Source organism: Terracoccus luteus (genome assembly GCF_003635045.1).
GTDB classification, from domain to species: domain Bacteria; phylum Actinomycetota; class Actinomycetes; order Actinomycetales; family Dermatophilaceae; genus Terracoccus; species Terracoccus luteus.
Genome location: NZ_RBXT01000001.1, coordinates 2,202,179 through 2,224,515 on the forward strand (window position 1 = coordinate 2,202,179; position 22,337 = coordinate 2,224,515).

Here is a 22,337-nt window from a genome sequence, read left to right on the forward strand (position 1 = left end):
CCATCTTCACACACGCCCGCGGACTCACCGCCGAGCCCGGCCGCGGCTCAGCGGGTGACGTACCACTTCCCACTGATCTTGACGGCCTTGAAGCTGGCGATAACCTGCGCGGCCGCCGCCGGCTCGGTCGTGGCCGCCTCGAAGGTGGCGTCGTTGCCCTTGACGGTCGCGCCCTTGATGTCGAGGTTCGACAGGACGCTGCCGAGGCCCTTGACCTGCTGGAGCAGCGGGGTGATCGTCTTGCCGCACGACTCGCCCGCGCCTTTGATCTCGCTGATCGCCTTGCCGCCGCTCGCCATGAGGTTGCAGACCGCGGTGCCGTCGCCGGCCACCATCGAGTTGAGCCACGACGTCATGGCGGCCTCGGGCGTGCCCTGGTCGATCGCCACCGCGGGAGCCGAGCTGGTCGAGCCGGCCGAGCTCGTCGAGCCGGTCGGGCCGCTCGAGGTGGCCGGGCTCGACCCGCCGGTGGCCGGTGTGCTGGCCGAGCCGGACGGCGTCGACGACTCCGTCGGCGTGGCGGCGGACGTGGTGGGGGCGCTGCTCGTCGAGCTCGGCGCCGGGCTGGCGGGCGCCGGGGTGGCGGCGTCGTCGGCCTTGCTGCAGGCGCTCAGCCCGAGGGCGAGCAGGGCGGCGGCGGTGACGGTCGTGAGCTTGTGCATGGCTTCCTCGTCAGGTCGGTGGCAGGGCCGTCGCGCTCGTCGCGCGACGGGGTGTGCACTGACCCGACCCCGCCCGACGCCCGACGGTTCCATCGTCGTCATCCTCGCACGGGGCGGGCGACCGACCCGGGAAGCACGGATGCCGCCCTCCGTGCGGGAGGGCGGCATCCGGCGTGAACCGCGCCGAGCGACCGGCGGGGCTGGGACCTCGATGCTACGTCAGCAGGCGCCGGGGCGTCAGACCCGGCACGGCTGCCGACGCGGCGGGCTCAGTAGCGGTAGTGGTCGGGCTTGTACGGGCCGGCCACGTCGACGCCGAGGTACTCGGCCTGGCCCTTGGTCAGCTCGGTGAGCTGGACGCCGAGGGCGTCGAGGTGCAGGCGCGCGACCTTCTCGTCGAGGTGCTTCGGCAGCGTGTAGACCTTGTTCTCGTACTCGCCGGGCTTGGTGAAGAGCTCGATCTGGGCGATGGTCTGGTTGCTGAAGCTGTTGCTCATGACGAAGCTCGGGTGGCCGGTGGCGTTGCCGAGGTTCATGAGGCGCCCCTCGGACAGGACGATGATCGAGCTGCCCGACGGGAAGGTCCACTCGTGGACCTGCGCCTTGATCTCGGTCTTCTCGATGCCGGGGACGCGGGCCAGGCCGGCCATGTCGATCTCGTTGTCGAAGTGGCCGATGTTGGCGACGATCGCCTTGTTCTTCATGCTCGTCATGTGCTCGGCGGTGATGACGTCGTAGCAGCCGGTCGTCGTGACGAAGATGTCGGCGGTGTCGACGACGTCCTCGAGGCGGGCCACCTGGTAGCCCTCCATCGCGGCCTGGAGCGCGCAGATCGGGTCGATCTCCGTGACGATGACGCGAGCGCCCTGTCCGCGCAGCGCCTCGGCGCAGCCCTTGCCCACGTCGCCGAAGCCGGCGACGACGGCGACCTTGCCGCCGATGAGCACGTCGGTGGCACGGTTGAGCCCGTCGATGAGCGAGTGACGGGTGCCGTAGGTGTTGTCGAACTTGCTCTTGGTCACCGCGTCGTTGACGTTGATGGCCGGGAAGAGCAGCTCGCCGGCCTCGGCCAGCTGGTAGAGGCGGTGGACCCCGGTCGTCGTCTCCTCGGTGACGCCCTTGATGCCCGCGGCGACGGTCGTCCACTTCTGCGGGTCGGTCGCCATGGTCTGGCGCACGAGCTCCTTGAAGACGCCGAACTCCTCGCTGTCCTCCTCGGTGGTGGGCGGCACCTGGCCGGCCTTCTCCCACTCGAGGCCCTTGTGCACGAGCATCGTGGCGTCGCCGCCGTCGTCGAGGATCATGTTCGGGCCCTCGCCGCCGGGCCACGTGAGGATCTGGTCGGTGCACCACCAGTACTCGGGCAACGTCTCGCCCTTCCAGGCGAAGACGGGGACGCCCTGCAGGTCGTCGGCGGTGCCGTTCGGGCCGACGACGACGGCCGCGGCCGCCTCGTTCTGGGTCGAGTAGATGTTGCAGCTGGCCCAGCGCACCTCGGCGCCGAGGGCGGTGAGGGTCTCGATGAGCACAGCGGTCTGCACGGTCATGTGCAGCGAGCCGGCGATGCGGGCGCCCTTGAGGGGCTGGGTCGCGGCGAACTCCTCGCGGATGGACATCAGGCCGGGCATCTCGTGCTCGGCCAGGCGCAGCTGGTGACGGCCGGCCTCGGCGAGGCTGAGGTCGGCAACCTTGTAATCGAAGGACATGCGAAATCACTTCCGTTGACTGTCGGTGGCAGACCCGGCGCGCCCTTCTGGGCTCATCAGCGGGTCATCACCCACGCCGGCAGGTGCTCCCAGTCTAGCGACGACTCCCCCGCCGCTCGACCTCACTGCCCCGGGTGTGAAGGCTTCGCGCCCCAATGGGGGCTCAAACCCTTCACACCCCTCCCACCACAGAGCACGGCGCGGGCGGCCGGCGGTCAGTGGGCGGCGGCGGCCTTCTTGCGGCGGGGCAGGACGTGCAGCACGGCGACGATGACGGCGCCGACGACGAGGCCGATGAGGGCCGACGCGAGGGTGTTGACGAACCAGGCGAGCACCCCGCCGACGCCCGCGACCCCGGCCACGCCCTCTTCCAGGTGGTGGACCAGCGCGTAGAGCGAGTGCCAGCCCAGCTCGTCGACGCCGACGAGCAGGATGTGGCCGCCGACCCACAGCATCGCGGCGATTCCGACCGTCGAGAGCACCCGCAGCAGAACGGGCATCCCCTTGACGAGACCGCGGCCGACCTTCTGCGCCGTGCTCGACTCGCGGCCGGCGAGGTTCAGGCCGATGTCGTCCATTTTCACGATGAGGCCGACGACGCCGTAGACGAGCACCGTGATGAGCACGGCGACGACGGCGAGGATGACGGCGCGCGAGATGAACGGCTCGGTCTCGACCTCGTTGAGGGCGATGACCATGATCTCGGCCGACAGGATGAAGTCGGTGCGGATGGCGCCCGCGACGACGGTGTCCTCGCCCGAGCCGTCGACCGCGACCGGCTCGGCCTCCTCGTGGTGCCCGCTCACGGCCTCCCACAGCTTCTCGGCCCCCTCGTACGCGAGGTAGCACCCGCCGACCATGAGGATCGGGGTGAGCAGCCACGGCACGAACTGGCTGAGCAGCAGCGCGGCCGGGAGGATGAAGAGCAGCTTGTTGCGCAGCGAGCCGAGGGCGATGCGCTTGATGATGGGCAGCTCGCGCTCGGGCTCGAGGCCCTGCACGTAGCGCGGCGTGACGGCGGTGTCGTCGACGACGACTCCCGTCGCCTTGACGCTGGCCCGGGCCGCCGCGGCGCCGATGTCGTCGACCGACGCCGCCGCCAGCTTCGCCAGGGCCGCGATGTCGTCCAACAGCGCTACGAGTCCACCTGCCATGCGGTCATCCTAGGGGCGGGCCCACCGCGGGTCAGTCAGCGTCGAGCTCGAGCCCCAGCAGCGCGTTCTCGACCACCTCGGCGAGCGCCGGGTGGATCCAGTACTGCCCGCGGGCCAGCTCGTGCGCCGTCGTGCCGAACGCCATCGCCTGCACGAGCGGCTGCACGAGGCTCGAGCTGAAGGGGCCGAGCAGGTGCGCCCCGAGCAGCCTGCCGGTGGCCGGGTCGGCGATGACCTTGCAGATGCCGGTCGTGTCCTCCATCGCCCAGCCGTAGGCGACGTCGCCGAACGCCTGCACCTTGGTCGTGTACCGCAGCCCCTGCTCGCGGCACTCGCTCTCGGTGAGCCCGACCGACGCGATCTGGGGGTTGGTGAAGACGGCGGCGGGCACGTGGTCGTGCGGCATGGCGCGCAGGTCGTCGGGGTGCACGAGGTTGTGTGCGACGGCGCGGGCCTCGGCGTTGGCGACGTGCTTGAGCTGGTAGGGCGAGCTGACGTCGCCGAGCGCCCAGACGCCGGATGCCGTCGTGCGCCCGTAGTCGTCGACGCGCACCCGGCCGTCGTCGTGCAGCTCGACGCCCGCCTTGTCGGTGTGCAGGTCGGGCGTGCTCGGCGCGCGGCCCGTCGCGACGAGCAGCAGGTCGGCCTCGACGGTCGAGCCGTCACCGAGCGTGGCCCGGATGCCGTCGCCCACCGTCTCGAGCGCCGTCACCTCGGTGCCGGTGCGGACGTCCCAGTGCCCGCGGGCGATCTCGGTGAACCGCTCCGACAGGTCGTCGTCGAGGTGGCGCAGCAGCCGGTCGCCGCGCGCGAGGATCGTGACCTCGGTGCCGAACGAGCTGAAGACGTGGGCCATCTCGCACGCGATGTAGCCGCCGCCAACGACGACCATGTGCTTCGGCAGGGCGTCGACACGCATGATCGTGTCGCTCGTGTGGAAGGGCACGCCCGACTGCTCGACCACCGGCGGCACGACCGGGTGGCCACCCGTGGCGATGACGACCTGGTCGGCCGTGAGCACCGCCTCGCCGCCGTCGTCGAGCGAGACCGTCAGCTCGCGCTCACCGGTGAAGCGGGCTCGACCGAGGTAGGCCGTCGTGTTGGGCCCGTCGATGCGCCACTGCTTGCCGCCCTCGGCGATGGGGTCGATGCGCCCGAAGATCCGGTCGCGCACGTCGGTCCACCGCACCCCGTCGAGGGTGGCGTCGACGCCGTAGCGGGCCGCCCCCGTCACGTGGTCGGCCGTGTCGGCGGCGTAGACGAACATCTTGGTCGGGATGCAGCCGACGTTGAGGCAGGTGCCCCCGAAGCGGCCCGACTCGATGACGGCGACCAACTTGTCGTCGAAGTCGGGTGTCACGAGCGAGTTGCCGGAGCCGGTGCCGATGATGGCGAGGTCGTAGTGCGCGGTCACACCGCGAGCCTACGGTGACCCGCCGACACCGCGTCGGGTCAGGCGTGCCCGGGCCGGGCGCCGCGCAGCAGCTGCACGTGCGGCGACGTCGCCGGGTCGTAGCCGTGCCCGATGGCGAGGTAGGTGGCCGCGAAGTCGGTGAGGGCGACGTGGGAGGCCAGCCGCAGCAGCGGCGACGACGCGTCCGAGTCGACCCGCGAGATGCGCACCCCGGCGTCGTCGGCCACGGACTCGACCGTCTGGGCGAGCCGCCGGGCCGCGACGCTCGGGTCGTCGACCAGCTCGGCCCCGTCGGCCGCCCGCGGGTCGGGCGGGGGCAGCGGTGAGGTGTCGCGCAGCAGGACGAGGCGCAGGGGCGGCCGGCTCGGCCCGTCGAGGAAGGGGTCGGCGAAGATGTCGCGCCCGCCGCCGCCGGCGTCGCCCTGCCCCGCGAGGGGTCCGTCGAAGCAGGCCACCACCTGGCTTGCCGCGTCGGGCAGCGCTCCCGAGGTGACCGGCATCCGGCCCGTGCGCCCGAACATCTCGGCGGCCCGGCGTGCGGCGACCCCGCCGAACGGGCCGTCCCCGAGCACGATGGCGGCCGACTCGGCGACCTCGCACGCGAGCAGCTTGGCGGGGTTGTCGAACGACTCGGTGGCGGGCCCGGACCGACGCGCACGGTCGTCGAGGACGTCGGCGAGCTCGGCGAGCAGCCCCGGGGGCACCGACGCGAGGCCCAGCACGTCGGCGGCGAGCAGCACCGGGGCGGCCTGCGCCCACATCGACGTGCGCGACCCGGCCCCGTCGACGCGGACCGGGACGTGGATGCCGTGGTGGCGGGCGCTGAGGTCGGCCAGCGGCGAGTCGGGGGCTCCGACGGTGAGCAGCGAGGCCCCGCGGCGGCCCGCCTCGGCGGCGAGGGCGAGGGCCCCGGCGGCGCGGCCCGACTGCGAGACGGCGACGACGAGGTCGAGGGCCCCGACCCACCCGGGCAGGGGCGCGGAGGTCACGGTCTGCACCGGTACCGCCCCGCCGACCCGGGTCAGGGCCTCGAGCAGGTCACCGACGCAGGCGGAGCCGCCGGCGGCGCCGACGACGACTCCGCGCGGACCCAGCCCCTCGAGGCGGTCGAGCCCGGCCTCGGCGGCGGCGTGGACGGCGGTGCGCACCTGCGCGCCGGCACCGGCGAGCGCTCGCAGGCTCAGCCCGGGGTCGACCTCGGCGAGCGCCCGCTCGTCGTCGAGGCGCTGCTCGTCGAACGTGGCCACGGCTGCCGCTCCGACGTCAGCCGGCGAGGGGGCGGGCCAGGTCGACGAGCAGGACCGGCACGCCGTCCTCCACCGGGAAGCCGAGCGAGTCGGTGGCGCAGTGCAGCTCGGGCCCCTCGGGCCCGGTGGCGTCGGTCAGCTCGCCGTGGCAGCGGGGGCAGCGCAGGATGTCGCGCAGCCAGGGCTCGATGGTGGGCGTCTGCGTCATGACCGGTCTCCTCCGTCGTCGGATGCCGCCGGGGACCCGCCGCGGATCACACCGAGCAGCTCGTCGCGCACGGCCTCCATGGTCTCACGGTCGGCGGCCTCCACGTTGAGCCGCAGCAGCGGCTCCGTGTTCGAGGCGCGGACGTTGAACCACCACGTCGGGCTCTCGCCCTCGGGGCTGCCGATGGTGAGGCCGTCGAGCTCGTCGAGCGAGGCACCGCGGTCGACCGCCCAGTCGCGCACACGCCCGACCACCGTGGCGGTGTCGTCGACCGTGCTGTTGATCTCGCCCGACGCGACGTACCGCTCGTAGCCGGCGGCAAGCTCGGACAGCGGGCGGTCCTGCTCGCCGAGCGCGGCGAGCACGTGCAGTGCCGCGAGCATGCCGGTGTCGGCGAACCAGAAGTCACGGAAGTAGTAGTGCGCGGAGTGCTCTCCGCCGAACACCGCTCCGGCGCGGGCCATCTCGCCCTTGATGAACGAGTGGCCGACGCGGGTGCGCACCGGCGTGGCGCCGTTCTCGCGCACGACCTCGGCCACCGCGGCGCTCGAGATGACGTTGTGCACGATGGCCACCTCGGTGTCACCGCCCGCCCTGGCACGGCGGATCTCGCGCTCGGCGACGAGGCCGGTGACGGCGCTCGGGGAGACCGGCTCGCCGTCGGCGTCGACGACGAAGCACCGGTCGGCGTCGCCGTCGAAGGCGAGGCCGAGGTCGGCGCCGTGCTCGCGGACGGCGGCCTGCAGGTCGACGAGGTTGGCCGGGTCGAGGGGGTTGGCCTCGTGGTTCGGGAAGGTGCCGTCGAGCTCGAAGTAGAGCGGGACGACCTCGAGCGGCAGGGGCTCGAGCCCGGCGTCGGTGCCGAGCACCGCCGGCACGGTGAAGCCGCCCATGCCGTTGCCGGCGTCGACGACGACCTTGAGCGGGCGGGAGCCGGACACGTCGACGAGCCCGCGCAGGAACCGGGCGTAGTCGGGCAGGACGTCGCGGTCGTGGCGCGAGCCGGGGCCCTCCGCCGGGACGGCGAGACCGGTGCCGCCGTCGAGCAGCCACTGGGCGAGGTCGCGGATCTCGGCGAGGCCGGAGTCCTGGCCGACGGGGCGCGCGGCCGACCGGCACAGCTTGATGCCGTTGTAGCGCGCGGGGTTGTGGCTCGCCGTGAACATCGCGCCGGGCAGGTCGAGCGCCCCGCTCGCGTAGTAGAGGCCGTCGGTCGAGCACAGCCCGATGACGGTGACGTCGATGCCGCGCGACCGGACGCCGTCGGCGAAGGCCTCGGAGAGCTCCGGCGAGCTGGGGCGCATGTCGTAGCCAACGACGATGCCGCTGCTGCCGTCGGGGATGACGACCACCTCGGCGAACGCCGTACCGATGGCGCGTGCCACCTCCGGCGAGAGCTGGTCGGGCACGAGGCCACGCACGTCGTAGGCCTTGATGAAGTCGGCAAGGTTCGGCACGTCAGCACCCTAGCGTCCGGGCGCCGCCCGCCCGGTCAGGTGTCGGTCAGGTGTCGCGCAGGATGCGCAGGTGCCCGCGGCGGCCCGACTCGACGACGCCGGAGTCGGCCTCGGCGGCGGCCTGCCCGCGGGCGGGGGCCTGCTCGCCCGAGGCCACCGCGCGCTGGCCGGGCCGCGGCCGCCCGGCTTCCCGGACGGCATCCGCGAGGGCGAGGAGGTCGTCGGAGGCGAGGGCGGGCTCGGAGTACTCGCCGCCGACGCGTACGACCTCCCAGCCACGGGGGGCGGTGAGGCGCTCGGCGTGCGTGCGGCACAGGTCGTACGTGTGCGGCTCGGCGTAGGTCGCGAGGGGCCCGAGCACGATCGCCCGGTCGGCGTACGCGTAGGTGAGCGTGGCCACCGCCGGCGCGGCGCACCCCGTCTTCGAACATCCGCGTGTCAGGCCCACGGGAGGACCCTACCCGTGCCCTCCGGGCGCCCTCCGGTGCCACGCCGCGGCGCCCCCACCGACCGGCGCGTCGGAGACCTAGAGTGGATGCCGTGAGCACGAGTCCCGGCCCCGGTGCGGGCCCGACGGCCGACCGTCCCGCAAGACGGGCGACGGGCAGGCGTGACCGGCACGGTCGCGGTCACCGGGGGCCGCTGGCGTGGCCGCCCGTGCCGGTGATGACGAGCCGGCGCGACGCCTTCGACGACTACGTCCTCGACGCCGCCGCCCGGCTCGAGGCGACGTGCGGGCGCGCTTTCCCCGCAGTGGAGTTCGCGGTCGAGGACGTACCGCGTGGCCCCGCGCCGTGGGACCACCGCGAGGTGCCGCTCGGTCGCCTCTACCCCGCGACGGGCGGACGCCCGGCCCGCATCGTCGTCTACCGGCGCCCGGTCGAGACGCGGGTGACGGACCCGCGCGACAAGGCCGCCCTCGTGGCCGACGTCGTCACGGAGCAGGTCGCCGGCCTGCTCGGGGTGTCGCCGGAGGAGCTCGACCCCGGCTTCGACCAGTAGGCCGGCGGCACCCCGCTCCGGGTGCCGCGACTGCTCGCCCGCGAGGGCTCGCGTCAGTTGTCGACCTGGCGGACCGGCACGGCGAGCGTCGTCACCGGCGCCGACGAGAGCGCTGCGACCGACAGGTAGGGCACGCCGGCGACGGCTCCACCGACGCTGACCGCGGCCCGCGGCTCGCCGCGCTGCACCGACAGCCAGACCTCGTCGGCCGACGAGACGTCGACGGTGGCCACCGAGTCGACCCCGACCGTCACGGGCAGCGCACGGTCGGTCACCGCCCCCGCCGCCGACCGGCTGCGCAGGTGCACGGTGGCGTCGGCACCCCCGTCGCCCGCCGCGACCACGAGGGTGGCGGTGCCGCCGGGCTGCCGCGCACCGGCGATCTGCACACCGGCCAGCCCGTGGACGGCAGGCGTCGCCGGGGCCCAGGCGAAGTCGCCCATGCGGTCGGCGCCGCTCGCCTGCCGTCGCTCGACCCACGCGGCGGCGACGACGGGCTGGTCGGAGGTCAGGCGCAGCCCGTAGCGCCCCGCACCCAGGGCGAGGGGCACGTCGGCCGTCGACCCGGCCGGCACGCGTACGGCGCGCAGCGCCTCCGGCTGGCTCGGACCGCGGTCGGTCAGCACCCGCACCTGCACGAGCGCCTCACGGGTACCGGGGTTGGCCACGCGCACGAGCGACTCGCCGTCGTCGTCGACACCGGCCACGACGAGGTCGGTCGCGGGGGCCGCAGCGCGGACGGAGTCGTCGATGCCGCGCCCCGTCGCCCCGTCGATCCAGGCGTCGTCGAGCACCGCCGACACCACTCCCCCGGTCGCGACGACGTGGACGGCCGGTCGGGTCTCGCCCAGTGCGAGGGCGTCGAGGGAGACGGCGACGCGCGAGCGCGGCGGCACCGACACGTCCCGCCCGTCGGCCGAGGCCACCGGTCCCTTCGCCCCGAACACCTCGAAGGAGACGCTGACGGCGTTGCCCCCGGGGTTGGCCACGACGACGCGCTCCGAGCGTGAGGGGCCACCCCCACCCCCCACGAGCCAGGCGTCGGAGGCCGGCAGGGTGCACGGCGTCACCGCGAGCCCGCGGTCGTCGTCGCCGGCGCGCCACCACGTCTGCGTCGCGGCGAGCCCGGGGGCGAGGCCGCCGGTGGCGGTCGCGGTGACGAGCGCGGATGCCGTGGGGCGGGCCGTCACGGCACCTGCCTTCGCGGCCGTGGCGGCGTCGGCCGACGCGTCGGGCGCGGTCACGCCCAGCGAGGCGCTCGTGCCGTCGCCGAGCGTGATGCGCCCCGTGGAGCTCGTGGACCCCGTGGTCGAAGCCGTGGACGAGGTGTCGGCGGCGAGCCCCGCCTCGGCGAGCGCGGCGGCGGGAGGGGCAGACGCGGTGACGGTGACGGTGCCCGCCACGTCGCGCAGACCGGTGAGGCCGACGCGCTGCGGGCCGGGGCACAGCACCTCGGACTCGCGCACGAGGACGTCGGTGGACTCGGGCAGCCCGGCCCGGCCCTGCGCCTGCGCGAGCTGCACCGTCGCGTCGGACCCGAGCGCGTCGACGCGTGTCGCACCGACCGCGAGGCCGGCCACGGCGAGGCCGGTCAGGGCGAGGCGCACGACCCCCGAGGTGTTCCTCACGCCTGCCTCCTCGAGCGACGGTTGCCGAAGGGGACGGCCATGAAGACGACGAAACCGAGCAGCACCGCCTGGCCCAGGCGCCACCAGGGGTCGGCCGCAGCGAGGTCGACACGGACGGTGCCGGCGGTGGCGGGCAGGGCGTACGTCGGGGCGTCGCGGCCGGCGACCGGCTGGAGGACCGCGTCGTCGAAGGTGACGACGGCGTGGTGGGCCCAGTCGGAGGGCTCGGCGACGGTGAGGTAGCGCGGGCCGTCGCCGCCCGCCGCGGGCAGCCGCTCGTCGAGGGCGGCGTGCGGTCCATCGGTGGGCACGGCGGCGAGCAGGCGCCCCTGCCCGTCGACGAGACGCGCCCGGGACGGCGCGGTCGCGGGCGGGGCGCCGGGAGCGGCCTCCGTCGGCTGGACCTTCCAGAGGATGCCGTGCTCGCTCGTCCCCAGGCGGCTCAGGCCACCGGAGGCGTCGAGGCGCCGGGAAAGCGGGTCGTCGACCCCGCCACGGACCTGCACGAAGCCGACGCCGAGGGCGGCCAGACGAGAGGCGTCGAGGGAGTCGCCGCCGCGACCGCCGACGATCTCGGCCACGGCGTCGACGAGGGCCGCGTCATCGGCGCCGGCCGGCCGGTCGAGGTCGCGCAGCAGGTCGCCGGGCTCCTGCCCGACGAGCACGAAGTCGGTGACGTCGTCGGAGGGACGGAGCAGCAGCAGCCGGTTGCCGAGCGGACCGCTGCCCTGCTCGACCGCGACCGCCGGGAGGGTGGCCTGCCCGACGGTCAGGCGGTCGCCCAACCCCACGGCGCCCCACCGGACGAGCAGGCCGGCCGTCGGCAGCACCGCCAGCGCCACCGCGAGGGAGGCGACCGTGACCGCCCCGACCCGTCGGGCCCGCGCCCCCCGGGTACGGGCGGGCGGCGGCTCGGCGCCGTGCCCGGACGCAAAGACCGACCGACGGGTCAGCGTGCGCAGGGGCACACGGCTGCCGGCCAGCAGACCGACGACCAGGGCGGCGACCCACAGCTGCAGACCGAGGCCCGGCCAGAGGTGGGCGGGTCGGGAGGTGCCGACGCCGGTCTGCGCGGTGCCGAGCACGACGTGGGCCGAGGCCAGCGCGACGGCGAGGCCGAGCAACCCGAGCAGCGACGCGACGCCGAGGGCGATGCGCTCGGCGCGACCGGCGCCGCGCACTGCGAGGCCGAGCAGGCCGAGCACGACGACGGGCGCGAGCAGCCAGCTCGTGAGACCGAGGTCGGCGTCGGGCTGCCCGAGCAGCGCGGTCAGCCAGGTGGGGCCGGGGCCGGTCGAGACGAGCCCTGGGCCCGAGAGCAGCAGACGCGGGTCGTCGACGAACCGCGCCGCCCACGGGCCGAGCAGGGCGCCGGGGACGACCAGCAGCACGAGTGCGCGCCACCTCCGGGCGCCCGGCCCGACGAGGAGCAGCACGAGGGCGGCGACCACCGACAGCGCGAGCAGGGACGGGGCGAAGGCACCGAGCACCGCGGTCGCGAGCGCGGTCGCGAAGGCACCCGTGAAGGTGCCGTCACGGCGCGCGGCGAGCACGAAACCGGCGAGCACGAAGGGCAGCAGCACGTGGGCGGCCGCGGCCGACAGGCGGCCGGCGGTCGTCGCCTGCGGCAGCACCGCCACGCCGGCCCAGACGAGGGCACCGAGGGCGCGGGCGAGCCGGGACGGGGTGACGACCCGGCCCGCGAGGTAGGCCGACCAGGCCGCAAGGGCCGGGGCGAGGAAGAGCAGCCAGGCGATGGTCAGGCCGGCGCTCGAGCGGCTCTCGGCGACTCCCGGCACCCGCTCGGCGAGCCAGGTCAGGCCGGAGAGGACGGCGAGGTGCGGGCCCGACTCGAGCCCGGTGCCGAGCCCGGCGCCGTGCCACGCGTCGCGGAAGGCGTGCCACAGGCCGTCGGCGCCGGTCGTGACGGGCCGCAGCTGGCCGCCCGCGAGGCCCGTGTGAGTCGGCGACAGCGCGCCGGCCCGGATCGGGTCGCGCCAGGCCGCCACGGTGGCGACGAGCACGGCGAGGACGGCGAGGAACCCGGGGTGGGTGAGCACCCGCCGGGGCAGGGATGCCGGCAGCGTCGTCAGCGACGCCACGTCGTCGTCGACGGGGCCGGGTTCAGCCGTCGTCACGACCTCGCGCCGGGGCCGGGTGCGCTCCGGGGTCACGGCGTCCTGGATGTGGTCGACGGTCGTGCGCATCGCCGCACCGGGGGTGACGAAGAGGGTGGCGAGGTCGTCGCGCCGCAGGCGCTTGGTGCGCCGACCGCGCCACCGGGCCGACAGGACGGCGCCCGGTCGCATCAGGGCGGCGAGGTCGGTCAGCTCGCGCCAGGCTCTGCGCGGTCGCTTGGCGACGAGCAGCACGACCGCCGAGACGACCGCCGAGCACGCGATCCACACGGCGAGCAGGGGCATGGCCAGGGGCGAGCAGCGCGCGAGCGCCACCTGCCGGGCGGCGCGGCGCGCCCCCCGGTCGGCCTCGCGGGTCGCCCGCGCGGCGGTGGGGTCGGGCGGGTCGGAGGTGAGGCCCGAGGCGTCGCGCACCACGGCCGACGGGACGACGACGACGCGGTGGTCGGCGAGCTGCGCCCGCCAGCCGAGGTCGAGGGCGGCGCCGTGCTCGACGAAGCTCGGGTCGAAGCCGCCGAGCAGCTCGTGCACGTCGCGGCGCAGCAGCATCCCGGCCGTGCCGACGGCGAGGACGTCGGAGCGTCCGTCGTACTGGCCCTGGTCGGTCTCGCCGACGGCCGGGGAGGCGATGCGACGCCCGGTGCGTGTGATCTGCAGCCCGAGCTCGACGAGGCGGCGGGGGTCTGCGGCGCTCACCCGCTTCGGGCCGGCCACGCCGACCGACGGCGAGCGCAGCACGGTCTCGTGCAGGCGGGCGAGCGCGTCGGGGTGCGGGAGCGTGTCGTGGTGCAGGACCCACACCCAGCGCCCGGCCCGGTCACCCGCCCCGGAAGCGTCCTCGGGGGTCTCGGCGACGACGGGGAGCGCCGCCACGCCGGCGTCGACGGCGACGGCGAGCGGGGCGCGTCGGGTCAGGCGCAGCACCCGGACGTCGGGCACGACGCGACGCACGGGCTGGTGGGCCTCGGCGATGGCGGCGGAGGTGTCGGTGCTCGCGTCGTCGACGACGACGAGGCGGCGGGGGCGCACGGTCTGGGCGGCGAGGGCGTCGAGGCAGCGCGCCAGCCAGGGCGACCCGTCGCGCACGACGAGGACCACGTCGACGTCGACGGTCCCGCTCGAGGCCGCGGGGCCTGCGGGCACGACAGAGCCCCGCCCACCGGCATCCGGTCGGCGGTGCGGCGTGTCACCGAGGGCGGCCTGCTCGGGCGGGTCCACCGGCGGACCGTCGCGCCTCAGGTCGGCGCCGGTGACCGTCGCGCTCGCGGTCGGCGCGTCATCGGGCACGGTCGCTCCTCCACGCTCCCGCTGAGGCTCCGGACGCCCGGGACTCCCGGGCGTGACGGCGCACGGTCAGACCGCGCGCTTCTTCAGCTTGCGACGCTCGCGCTCGGACAGCCCGCCCCAGATGCCGAAGCGCTCGTCGTGGGCGAGGGCGTACTCGAGGCACTCCGAGCGCACCTCGCACCCGACGCAGACCTTCTTGGCCTCGCGGGTGGAGCCACCCTTCTCGGGGAAGAACGCCTCGGGGTCGGTCTGGGCACAGAGCGAGCGCTCCTGCCACGAGACCTCGACCTCGTCCTCGACCTGTCCCGACATGACCACCAGCTCGTGCATGACCCCTCCTCGACCCTGACCGCCCTGTACGCCCTGAACGCCACCGTGTGTGTGCCAGCACCGTCGTGCCCTGACCCGGGCCAACCGTTCAAAACGGACAGTAGGCCAGGGCTCGGCAGGAACACAACAGTGAAATTACAAGCGTGTCATCCTGTCCACGTCAAGCCCTGCGTGATATTTGCCGCCACCGCCCATCACTGCTACGGAACCGCTACGGACCGCCTCCCCCGGGGCGACCGACGACCGGCGGGGCTGAGAGGATCAGCCCATGCGCATCACCGCCCTCGCGGGCGGGGTGGGCGGTGCCCGCTTCCTGCGCGGGCTGCTGCGCCACCTCGCCGTCAACCCGTCCGCCCTCCCCGACGACGACGGCGAGGCGCAGCTGACGATCATCGGCAACACCGGCGACGACATCACCCTCTTCGGGCTGCGCGTCTGCCCCGACCTCGACACCCTGCTCTACACGCTTGGCGGGGGCATCGACGAGCGGCAGGGCTGGGGTCGCGCCGACGAGACGCACTCGGTCGCGGGCGAGCTCGCGGCCCTCGGAGCGCAGCCGCAGTGGTTCGGTCTCGGCGACAAGGACATCGCCACCCACGTCCACCGCTCACAGCTGCTCGGGCAGGGCGTCCCGCTCAGCGAGGTCGTGGCCCGGCTGGCCGCCCGCTGGGGGCTGCCGGAGCAGGGCGTGACCCTCCTGCCGATGACCGACACCCCGGTCGAGACGCACGTCGTCGTCGACGACGGCGAGGGCGGCGAGCGCGCCATCCACTTCCAGGAGTGGTGGGTGCGCCACCGCGCCGCACTGCCCGCGCGCCGCTTCGTCGTCGCCGGCCTCGACCGCGCGACCCCCGCGCCGGGCGTCCTCGACGCGGTGCGCGGCGCCGACGTCGTGCTGCTGCCCCCGAGCAACCCCGTCGTCTCGATCGGCATCGTCCTCGGTGTGCCCGGCGTGCGTGACGCGCTGCGCGGCACCCGCGCTCCCGTGGTCGGCGTCTCGCCGCTCGTCGGCGGGCGACCGGTCCGCGGTCACGCCGACGAGTGCCTCCGGGCGATCGGCGTCGACTCGACGAGCGAGGCCGTCGCCGGTCTCTACTCCGACTTCCTCGACGGCTGGCTCGTCGACGAGGTCGACCCGATGCGCGACCGCCCCGGGCTGCGCCTCGAGCGCCGGCCCCTGCTCATGAGCTCGGTCGACGCGGCCGCCGACCTCGCGGGCGCCGCCCTCGAGGTCGCGCTCGACCTGCGGCGGCACCGGGCCACCGCGTGAGCGACGCAGGCACACAGGGCACACCACGCACGCCGGACGCCCCGGGCACGGTCACCGTCGTCCCGCTGACCGGCATCCCCGAGGTGACGGAGGGCACCGACCTCGCGGATGCCGTCGACGCGGGCCTGCGCGCCAGCGACGTCACGCTCGTCGACGGTGACGTGCTCGTCGTGTCGAGCAAGGTGGCGAGCAAGTCCCTCGGCCTCGTCGTCGACGACGCCGTCGACAAGGACGCCCTCGTGCTACGCGAGAGCTCGGCCGTCGTCGCCGAGCGGGCCACGGCCGACGGCCGCGTCACGCGCGTCGTACGGGCCACGGCGGGCCCGGTCATGGCGGCCGCCGGCATCGACGGCTCGAACACCGGGGCCCGCGGCGGCTGGCTGCTGCTCCCCCACGACCCGGACGCCGTCTGCGAGCGGCTGCACGCCGAGCTCGTCCGACGGCACGGCGTGCGCCTCGGCGTCGTGCTCAGCGACACCTCCGCCAGGCCGTGGCGCGTGGGCCACTCCGACTTCGCCCTCGGTGCGCACGGGCTGCACGTCGTCGACGACCTGCGCGGCGGCGTCGACGCCGACGGGCGTCCGCTCGCCGTCACCACGCGCGCCGTCGCCGACGAGATCGCCTCGGCCGCCGACCTCGCCAAGGGCAAGGCGAGCGCCGTGCCGGTGGCCGTCGTGCGCGGCCTGGCCACGCTCGTGCTCGAGGACGACGCCACTGGCACCACTGACACCGGCACCGACGCCGCCACCCGGCATCCGCGGGGACGGGACCTCGTGCGCACCGGGCCCTACGACTGGTTCGGCATGGGACGGGCCGAGTCGGTGCGCGCCGCTCTCGGCGTGGCCCCCGGCTCGGCGGCCTCGCTCGAGGTCGGCGTCGCCCCCGCCGAGCCGGGCGACGACGGAGCGCTGTCACGCGCCGTGCGGGTGGCGATGCGGGGCTGCGACGAGGTCACGGCCGACGTCGGGGCCGGCCAGGTGACCCTCGGTGCGCCCTCGCCCTACGAGCTGGGCCGGTTCGTGGCCCGGCTCGAGGTCGCCCTCTGGGGCGAGTGGCTGGAGGGCGAGGTGTCGGCCCCCTCGGCCGACGGCGTGTCGGTAGGGGTCACCCTCAGCCGACGGTGAAGACCACCTTGCCGAAGAGCTCGCCGTCGACCATGCGCGCGAACCCCTCCTGAGCCCGCTCGAGGGGCACCACGCTGTCGACCACCGGCTCGATGCCGCTGCGGTCGACGAAGCGGGCCAGGGCGGCGAGCTCGTCACGCGTGCCCATCGTCGACCCGACGACCCGCAGCTGCTTGAAGAAGATCTTCGTCAGCTCGGCCTTCGCGGGCGCGTCACCCGACGTCGCGCCGGAGATGACGATGGCGCCGCCGGGGTTGAGGGAGTTGACGGAGTGCGACCACGTCGCCGCGCCGACGGTCTCCATCACGGCGGCGACCCGCTCGGGCAGACGCTCGTCGGCGGCGAAAGCCCGCTCGGCGCCGATCTCGACCGCCCGCGCGCCGCGCGCCTCGTCGCGGGAGGTCACCCACATCCGGATGCCGGCCGCCGCGCCGAGCTGCACGAGCGCGGTGGCGACCCCGCCCCCGGCGCCCTGCACGAGCACCGTGTCGCCGGGGCGGACGCCCGCGTTCGTGAAGAGCATGCGGTAGGCGGTCAACCACGCCGTCGAGAGGCAGGCGGCGGTCTCCCACGACAGGCCCGCCGGCTTGGGCACGACGTTGCCCACGGGCACGGCGACCTGCTCGGCCAGCGTCCCGTCGTGCAGCTCGGAGAGCAGGGTCCGGCGCGGGTCGAGGGTCTCGTCGCCGGCCCAGCCGTCCGACGCGATGACGGCGTGGACGATGACCTCCTCGCCGTCGGCGGTGACGCCGGCGCCGTCGCAGCCGAGCACCATGGGCAGGCGGTCGGCGGGCAGCCCGACGCCGCGCAGCGACCAGACGTCGTGGTGGTTGAGGGCGGCGGCTCGCAGGTCGACCACCTGCCAGCCCTCACGGGCGGTGGGGGCGTCCCGCTCCCCCACTCGCAGACCCGACATCGGGTCGCTGGCGGACTGGCTGACGGCCTGGGCGGCGAGCATCCCCCGACCCTAGCCGCCGAGCCGCCGGTAGGGTCTGCGCGTGACCTCAGCACCGCGCCCCGCCGGCTCCCGCGACCCCGGTCCGACGCTCTCACCCGGCCCCGGCGACCGGCCCGCCACCGACGCGTCGACCGACCGTCGCGCACCGCGCGGGGTCGACGCCCAGTCGGTCGCCCTCGTCGCCGTGTTCGCCGCGGTCGTCGTCGCGGCGGCGGTGGTGCCCGGCATCCCGGTCGGTGGTCTCGGCGTGCCGATCACGCTGCAGACGTTCGCCGTCATGCTGTGCGGCCTCGTGCTCGGCCCCTGGCGCGGCGGGTTGGCCGTGCTCGTCTACCTGCTCATCGGCTTCGTCGGCTTCCCGGTCTTCAGCCGCGGCCAGTCGGGGCTGCAGGTGCTCGGCGGCCCGTCGGCGGGCTACCTGCTCGCGTTCGTCGTCGCCGCCGTCGCCGTGGGCCTGCTGGCCCGTCGCATCGTGCGCACCCAGCCCCGCTCGCGCTGGGTGCCGACGCTGTTCGCCGCCGCGATGCTGACCTCGATCGTCGTCGTGCACACCTTCGGGGTGGCCGGGCTCATGGTCAACGGCCGGCTCTCGCTGCCGGCCGCCCTCGCGACCGACGCCGCCTTCTTCCCGGGCGACATCGTCAAGAACCTCGTGGCCGCCATGGCAGCCGGGGCGGTGCACCGCGCCTTCCCCGACGTCCTCGTCCGCCGAGGCCGCTGAGCCCCCGGGACCCGGGGCCGGCGGGACCAGCGGGACGGGCAGGAACGGCGGTGGGCGGGACCCGGCATCCGGCCGTGATCGAGCTCGACGGGGCGGTCGTCGAGGTCCCGGTCGACGACGACGCGCACGTCGCGCCCTCGCGCGGGGCGGGCGGCGACCGGTGGCGCACCATCGTCGGCCCGCTCGACCTCACGCTGCGCGAGCGCCGCGTCACCGTCGTCGGGGCGAACGGCTCGGGGAAGTCGACCCTGCTGCGCCTGCTCAACGGGCTCGTCCTGCCGTCGCGTGGCACGGTGCGCGTCGACGGTCTCGACACCGGGCGCGACGGGTCGGCGGTGCGGCGCCGGGTCGCCTTCGGCTTCACCGACCCGCTGTCCCAGCTCGTCATGCCCACGGGCCGTGAGGACGTCGAGCTGTCGTTGCGTCGCACCCACCGGGGGCGGGCCGAACGAGCGGCGGCGGCCGGCCGGGTGCTCGACCGCTTCGGGCTGGCCGACCTCGGTGACCGCAGCGTCTACGACCTCTCCGGCGGCGAGCGCCAGCTGCTCGCGCTCGCCGTCGTGCTCGCGACCGACCCCGCCGTGCTCGTGCTCGACGAGCCGACGACCCTGCTCGACCGGCGCAACACCCTGCTGCTGCGCCGGACCCTCGAGTCGCTGCCGCAGACGGTGGTCGTCGCCACCCACGACCTCGACCTCGCGCTCGAGGCCGACCGCACCCTCGTCGTCGACCGGGCCCGTGTCGTCTTCGACGGCCCGCCGCGGGAGGCGGTCGAGCGCTACGTCGCCCTGACGGCGACACCGTGAGGGCCCGGCGCAGGGGTGTGGCGCGACGCCGTGGCGTGGCCCGGCGCAGCGGGGGCCTGTTCGCCCACCACGTGCCCGGGCGGTCGCCGGTCCACCGCGCTCCCCTCGGCCTCAAGGTGGGTCTCGTCGTCGCCGTCGGCGCCTCGACGTGGCTGGTCCCCTCGTGGCAGGGGTCGCTCGCCGTGCTGGCCGTCCCCGCCGCCCTCACCGTCGTGGCCCGTCTCCGCCCCGGACGGGTGGCCCGCTCGCTCGTGGCCATCGCCCCCGTGCTCGTGCTCCTCGGTCTGTTCCAGGTCGTCACGCAGGGGGTCGGTGACGCCGTGGAGGTCGTGTCCGGCATCCTCGCCTGCTACCTCGCAGGAGGACTCGTCACCGCCACCACCCCGGTCACCGAGATGGTCGACGGGGTCGTCCGGCTGGCCCGGCCGCTGCGGCGCTGGGTCGACCCCGAGGTCGTCGCGCTGACGCTGGGCGTCATGCTGCGCTCGGTGCCGTGGGTGGCGGGCGCCTTCGGTGAGGTGCGCGAGTCGGCGCGGGCCCGCGGTCTCGAACGGTCACCGCGGGCGGTGGTCGCCCCCGTCGCGGTGCACGTCGTCGCCTACGGGCGACGCACCGGTGAGGCGCTCGCCGCGCGGGGGCTCACCGATCCCGCTCCGTGGCCTCACGACGACGGGCCGCCGCCAGCCGACCGGTGAAGGCACGGCCGGTGACGAGGCGGCCCGACGGGGTGCGCGGGGCGTCGGCCCGACCCTCCCTGTCGTCACGCTGGGCGAGCGCGCGCTGCAGGGCGTCGACGACGGCGGGGTCGTACTCGTAGCCCAGCCCGAGGTAGATGCGCTCGAGCGCGGAGTCGCGGGCCCGCGGGCCGCGGGCGCCCGCCGACAGGTCCTCGTACGCGTTGGCGACCTTGACGATGCGGCTCGTGAGCGGGATGCGCTCGCCCAGCTCGCGTACCTGTCGGTAGGGCGTGGTCTGGTGGGCGAGGATGTCGGCGACGTCGTCGAGCACTCCGGTCTCGCGGACGATGTCGACCGTGTCGTTCTCGATGCGTCGCTGGTCGGCGGGGGCGGCCAGCACCGTCGCCCCTCCCGGGATCGGCTCGACGAGCGCGACCTGACCGATGTCGTGCAGCAGCGCTGCGTACTCGAGGTCGAGCAGCTCGCGCTCGGAGACGCCGAGCTCACGCCCGAGGGCCGTCGCCAGGGCGGCGACCCGCTCGGAGTGGCCCGCCGGGGTGTAGCCCGCCGCGTCGGTGAGACGCGAGAGCGTACGGATGCTCTGCAGGTACGTCGCGCGGATGCCGGCGTAGCGGCGGAAGGCGAAGAGTGTGAAGACCAGCGGGGCGAGGAAGAGCGGCAGCGCCGCCACCCCGACCGGCACGGCGGCGAGGGCGACGAGCACGCCGGTGACGACGACCGCCGACGACAGCGGCGCCGACGAGACGACCTCGTCGATGAAGGTGCGGCGCAGGTTGGTCGCCGACGACGTGCTGTGCATGAGGGTGGTGAAGACGACGTCGGCGAGCAGGGCGATGAGCGAGATGCCGAGCATGAGCAGAGCACGCAGCGCCGGGTCGAAGTGGTCACCGTGACCGGCCGCGGCCACGACCGAGGAGGGGTCGAGGTGCACCTGTCGGTACAGCACCGTGGCGACGCCCGCCGCGAGCAGCCGCCCGGCCACCTCGACGATGCTCACCGTGCGGCCCGTCGCACACCGCAGCACCTGCCCCGCCACCGTGCCCACCCCGATCACGGCGAGGACGAGGGCCGGGGAGAGCGGCAACCGGTCGCCGTCAGGCAGGTCGAGCATGAACGCCAGCGCGAAGGCCGACGACGTCGCGATGGGCGCCGTGGCCCGCAGTCCAGGTGCGGAGATGGCGTAGAGCTCGCCGAGCACGATGGCCAGCGCGAAGGTCACGTAGACCACGAGCGTCCCCATCGTGTCGATGCCCGGCGGGCGGGTACCCGACAGGGCGGACACGATGGCGGCCGCGATCCCGACGACCGTGACGACGAGGATGAGCACCTCACGGCTGGAGGTGCGACGACGAGGGACGTCCGCGGGACGGGCGGCCAGGCGGTCGAGGAGGCTCACGGCTGGCTCCCTGCGACGGGGACGGCCCAGCCGTGGCGCTCGAGGACGTCGGCGATCGCCCGCACGGCGCGGGGGTCGAAGCGGCCGGCGTCGTCGGCGATGCGCGCCAAGGCGATCTCGGGAACCAGAGGCGGGACGCCGTGCCTCGGTTGGGTGAGGTCGACGAACTCCCCTGCCACCGCGATGATCCGGGCGGCCGGGGGGATGTCGGTACCGGCCAGCCCGTCAGGCCGCCCGGTGCCGTCGAAGCGTTCGTCCTGGTGCTGGATGCCGGAGCGTGCGTCCTCGAGGAAGTCGATCCCCTCGATGAGGCGGGCCCCGACCTGCGCGTGGCCGCTGAGGACGCGACGCTCGGGGTCGCTGAGCAGCTCGGGCGGCCGGTGCAGCACCCGCCACGGCACACCGATGAGACCGATCTCGCGCAGCGCGCCCGCGTAGCGCACGGTGCCGATCTGGGCCGGCGTGAGGGCCAGCTCCTCCGCGACCCACTCGGCGAGCTGGGCGGTGGCGCGGCTGCGGGCCACCGCGTCGGCGTCCTTGCGGCCCAACGTGGTCACGAGGGTCTCGAGGGTGCGCTCGTGGGAGCGCAGCTCCTCGCCGTACTGCACGAAGGCCCACCGGGCCACGAGGAGCGGGGCGAGGATGAGCACGGCGCTGTAGGCGCCGAGCTTGGCCGGGAACCAGAGGATGACGAAGAGGAAGCCGATGACCCCGTAGCCGATGTAGGCCGTGCCCGACGAGACGAGGATCTGCCGCACCAGGACGCGGACCGGCGCGCCCGTCGACACGTGGATGACTCCCGACAGCAGCGAGGCGTTGATGAGGCACTGCACGATGTCGGCGATGATGAGCGGGATGCCGACGTTCAAGCCCAAGGCGTTGAGACCCATCAAGCCACCGACATCGGCGGCCCCGCCGACCAAGAGGTAGGCCCACGCGCCGACACCGCCGACGATCGAGGCCTGTGCCGTGTTGAAGGTCACCGCTTGCCACCGCATCGCGGAGTTGCGATCAGTGGCCATGGAGACGAGTCCGACGAGCCAGGCCCCGAAGGGACCCACCACGACGGCCGACGCGAGCAAGATGATGCTGAGGAAAGAGAACGCGATTCGCGAGGTCACGTTGGGCTCA

The 22,337-nt window shown here is 74.8% G+C and carries 20 protein-coding genes; 6 read left to right on the plus strand and 14 right to left on the minus strand.

The window, feature by feature from the left end; translation table 11 throughout:
* Positions 1 to 47 precede the first annotated feature (47 nt).
* The 8 genes from DFJ68_RS18715 to DFJ68_RS09990 all read right to left on the minus strand — a co-directional run bounded on the left by DFJ68_RS18715 (position 48) and on the right by DFJ68_RS09990 (position 8,296).
* Positions 48 to 662, minus strand: a complete 615-nt coding sequence (locus tag DFJ68_RS18715) for a hypothetical protein (protein WP_245963571.1) — start codon at positions 660 to 662, stop codon at positions 48 to 50.
* Between the two features lie 269 nt (positions 663 to 931).
* Positions 932 to 2,368: an adenosylhomocysteinase gene (gene ahcY, locus DFJ68_RS09960; RefSeq protein ID WP_121032848.1), complete on the minus strand. Its 1,437-nt coding sequence runs from the start codon at positions 2,366 to 2,368 to the stop codon at positions 932 to 934.
* Positions 2,369 to 2,583: 215 nt separating this feature from the next.
* Complete coding sequence (locus DFJ68_RS09965) at positions 2,584 to 3,522, minus strand: DUF808 domain-containing protein (protein WP_121032850.1); 939 nt, start codon at positions 3,520 to 3,522, stop codon at positions 2,584 to 2,586.
* Between the two features lie 31 nt (positions 3,523 to 3,553).
* Complete coding sequence (locus DFJ68_RS09970) at positions 3,554 to 4,936, minus strand: mycothione reductase (RefSeq protein ID WP_121032852.1); 1,383 nt, start codon at positions 4,934 to 4,936, stop codon at positions 3,554 to 3,556.
* A 38-nt stretch (positions 4,937 to 4,974) separates the two neighbouring features.
* The gene (locus tag DFJ68_RS09975; protein ID WP_121032854.1) at positions 4,975 to 6,183 is read right to left on the minus strand and encodes an SIS domain-containing protein; all 1,209 of its coding nucleotides are present in this window, start codon (positions 6,181 to 6,183) and stop codon (positions 4,975 to 4,977) included.
* 16 nt (positions 6,184 to 6,199) lie between these two features.
* A complete protein-coding gene (locus tag DFJ68_RS09980) occupies positions 6,200 to 6,391 on the minus strand; it encodes a Trm112 family protein (protein WP_121032856.1) in 192 nt (63 codons plus the stop codon).
* Positions 6,388 to 7,848 carry a phosphomannomutase/phosphoglucomutase gene (locus DFJ68_RS09985; RefSeq protein WP_121032858.1) on the minus strand — a complete coding sequence of 487 codons (1,461 nt, stop codon included), beginning with the start codon at positions 7,846 to 7,848 and terminating at the stop codon, positions 6,388 to 6,390. The genes DFJ68_RS09980 and DFJ68_RS09985 overlap by 4 nt, the downstream gene beginning before the upstream one ends.
* A gap of 46 nt (positions 7,849 to 7,894) precedes the next feature.
* Positions 7,895 to 8,296, minus strand: a complete 402-nt coding sequence (locus DFJ68_RS09990; protein ID WP_121032860.1) for a DUF3499 domain-containing protein — start codon at positions 8,294 to 8,296, stop codon at positions 7,895 to 7,897.
* Positions 8,297 to 8,388: 92 nt separating this feature from the next.
* Between DFJ68_RS09990 and DFJ68_RS09995 the strand changes: the two genes are divergently transcribed.
* Positions 8,389 to 8,850: a metallopeptidase family protein gene (locus DFJ68_RS09995; RefSeq protein ID WP_245963572.1), complete on the plus strand. Its 462-nt coding sequence runs from the start codon at positions 8,389 to 8,391 to the stop codon at positions 8,848 to 8,850.
* Between the two features lie 53 nt (positions 8,851 to 8,903).
* On the opposite strand, the gene DFJ68_RS10000 is transcribed toward DFJ68_RS09995, so the two are convergent.
* The 3 genes from DFJ68_RS10000 to DFJ68_RS10010 form a co-directional block, all read right to left on the minus strand.
* On the minus strand, positions 8,904 to 10,478 hold the full coding sequence (locus tag DFJ68_RS10000) for a DUF5719 family protein (RefSeq protein WP_121032864.1): 1,575 nt from the start codon (positions 10,476 to 10,478) through the stop codon (positions 8,904 to 8,906).
* Positions 10,475 to 13,903 (minus strand): glycosyltransferase, encoded by a 3,429-nt coding sequence (locus tag DFJ68_RS10005; RefSeq protein WP_245963573.1) that lies wholly within the window; start codon positions 13,901 to 13,903, stop codon positions 10,475 to 10,477. The genes DFJ68_RS10000 and DFJ68_RS10005 overlap by 4 nt, the downstream gene beginning before the upstream one ends.
* A 66-nt stretch (positions 13,904 to 13,969) precedes the next feature.
* On the minus strand, positions 13,970 to 14,233 hold the full coding sequence (locus DFJ68_RS10010) for a WhiB family transcriptional regulator (protein ID WP_121032866.1): 264 nt from the start codon (positions 14,231 to 14,233) through the stop codon (positions 13,970 to 13,972).
* Positions 14,234 to 14,501: 268 nt separating this feature from the next.
* Here DFJ68_RS10010 and cofD point away from each other — a divergent pair, with 268 nt between their 5' ends.
* Together cofD and DFJ68_RS10020 are read left to right on the plus strand one after the other, a co-directional pair.
* Positions 14,502 to 15,503 carry a 2-phospho-L-lactate transferase gene (gene cofD / locus DFJ68_RS10015; protein WP_121032868.1) on the plus strand — a complete coding sequence of 334 codons (1,002 nt, stop codon included), beginning with the start codon at positions 14,502 to 14,504 and terminating at the stop codon, positions 15,501 to 15,503.
* Complete coding sequence (locus DFJ68_RS10020) at positions 15,500 to 16,627, plus strand: coenzyme F420-0:L-glutamate ligase (RefSeq protein WP_121032871.1); 1,128 nt, start codon at positions 15,500 to 15,502, stop codon at positions 16,625 to 16,627. Before cofD ends, DFJ68_RS10020 begins: the two co-directional genes overlap by 4 nt.
* Here DFJ68_RS10020 and DFJ68_RS10025 read toward each other — a convergent pair.
* Positions 16,614 to 17,585 carry a zinc-binding dehydrogenase gene (locus DFJ68_RS10025; RefSeq protein ID WP_121032873.1) on the minus strand — a complete coding sequence of 324 codons (972 nt, stop codon included), beginning with the start codon at positions 17,583 to 17,585 and terminating at the stop codon, positions 16,614 to 16,616. The genes DFJ68_RS10020 and DFJ68_RS10025 overlap by 14 nt on opposite strands.
* A 40-nt stretch (positions 17,586 to 17,625) precedes the next feature.
* Here DFJ68_RS10025 and DFJ68_RS10030 point away from each other — a divergent pair, with 40 nt between their 5' ends.
* From DFJ68_RS10030 to DFJ68_RS10040, 3 genes are all read left to right on the plus strand, one after another.
* Complete coding sequence (locus tag DFJ68_RS10030) at positions 17,626 to 18,306, plus strand: biotin transporter BioY (protein WP_121032875.1); 681 nt, start codon at positions 17,626 to 17,628, stop codon at positions 18,304 to 18,306.
* A 74-nt stretch (positions 18,307 to 18,380) separates the two neighbouring features.
* Complete coding sequence (locus DFJ68_RS10035) at positions 18,381 to 19,112, plus strand: energy-coupling factor ABC transporter ATP-binding protein (protein WP_420823657.1); 732 nt, start codon at positions 18,381 to 18,383, stop codon at positions 19,110 to 19,112.
* A gap of 35 nt (positions 19,113 to 19,147) precedes the next feature.
* A complete protein-coding gene (locus DFJ68_RS10040; RefSeq protein WP_121032877.1) occupies positions 19,148 to 19,807 on the plus strand; it encodes an energy-coupling factor transporter transmembrane component T family protein in 660 nt (219 codons plus the stop codon).
* Here DFJ68_RS10040 and DFJ68_RS10045 read toward each other — a convergent pair.
* Positions 19,752 to 21,206, minus strand: a complete 1,455-nt coding sequence (locus DFJ68_RS10045) for an HD domain-containing phosphohydrolase (protein WP_245963574.1) — start codon at positions 21,204 to 21,206, stop codon at positions 19,752 to 19,754. The two genes, DFJ68_RS10040 and DFJ68_RS10045, sit on opposite strands and share 56 nt — an antisense overlap.
* Positions 21,203 to 22,228 carry an HD-GYP domain-containing protein gene (locus DFJ68_RS10050; RefSeq protein ID WP_245963575.1) on the minus strand — a complete coding sequence of 342 codons (1,026 nt, stop codon included), beginning with the start codon at positions 22,226 to 22,228 and terminating at the stop codon, positions 21,203 to 21,205. The genes DFJ68_RS10045 and DFJ68_RS10050 overlap by 4 nt, the downstream gene beginning before the upstream one ends.
* Positions 22,229 to 22,337 lie beyond the last annotated feature (109 nt).

What these genes read in the sequence shown, in the direction of transcription:
- DFJ68_RS18715 (WP_245963571.1), bottom strand. Translation starts at nt 662, where the DNA reads ATGCACAAGCTCACGACCGTCACCGCCGCCGCCCTGCTCGCCCTCGGG.
- ahcY (WP_121032848.1), bottom strand. Translation starts at nt 2,368, where the DNA reads ATGTCCTTCGATTACAAGGTTGCCGACCTCAGCCTCGCCGAGGCCGGC.
- DFJ68_RS09965 (WP_121032850.1), bottom strand. Translation starts at nt 3,522, where the DNA reads ATGGCAGGTGGACTCGTAGCGCTGTTGGACGACATCGCGGCCCTGGCG.
- DFJ68_RS09980 (WP_121032856.1), bottom strand. Translation starts at nt 6,391, where the DNA reads ATGACGCAGACGCCCACCATCGAGCCCTGGCTGCGCGACATCCTGCGC.
- DFJ68_RS10010 (WP_121032866.1), bottom strand. Translation starts at nt 14,233, where the DNA reads ATGCACGAGCTGGTGGTCATGTCGGGACAGGTCGAGGACGAGGTCGAG.
- cofD (WP_121032868.1), top strand. Translation starts at nt 14,502, where the DNA reads ATGCGCATCACCGCCCTCGCGGGCGGGGTGGGCGGTGCCCGCTTCCTG.
- DFJ68_RS10025 (WP_121032873.1), bottom strand. Translation starts at nt 17,585, where the DNA reads ATGCTCGCCGCCCAGGCCGTCAGCCAGTCCGCCAGCGACCCGATGTCG.
- DFJ68_RS10050 (WP_245963575.1), bottom strand. Translation starts at nt 22,228, where the DNA reads ATGGCCACTGATCGCAACTCCGCGATGCGGTGGCAAGCGGTGACCTTC.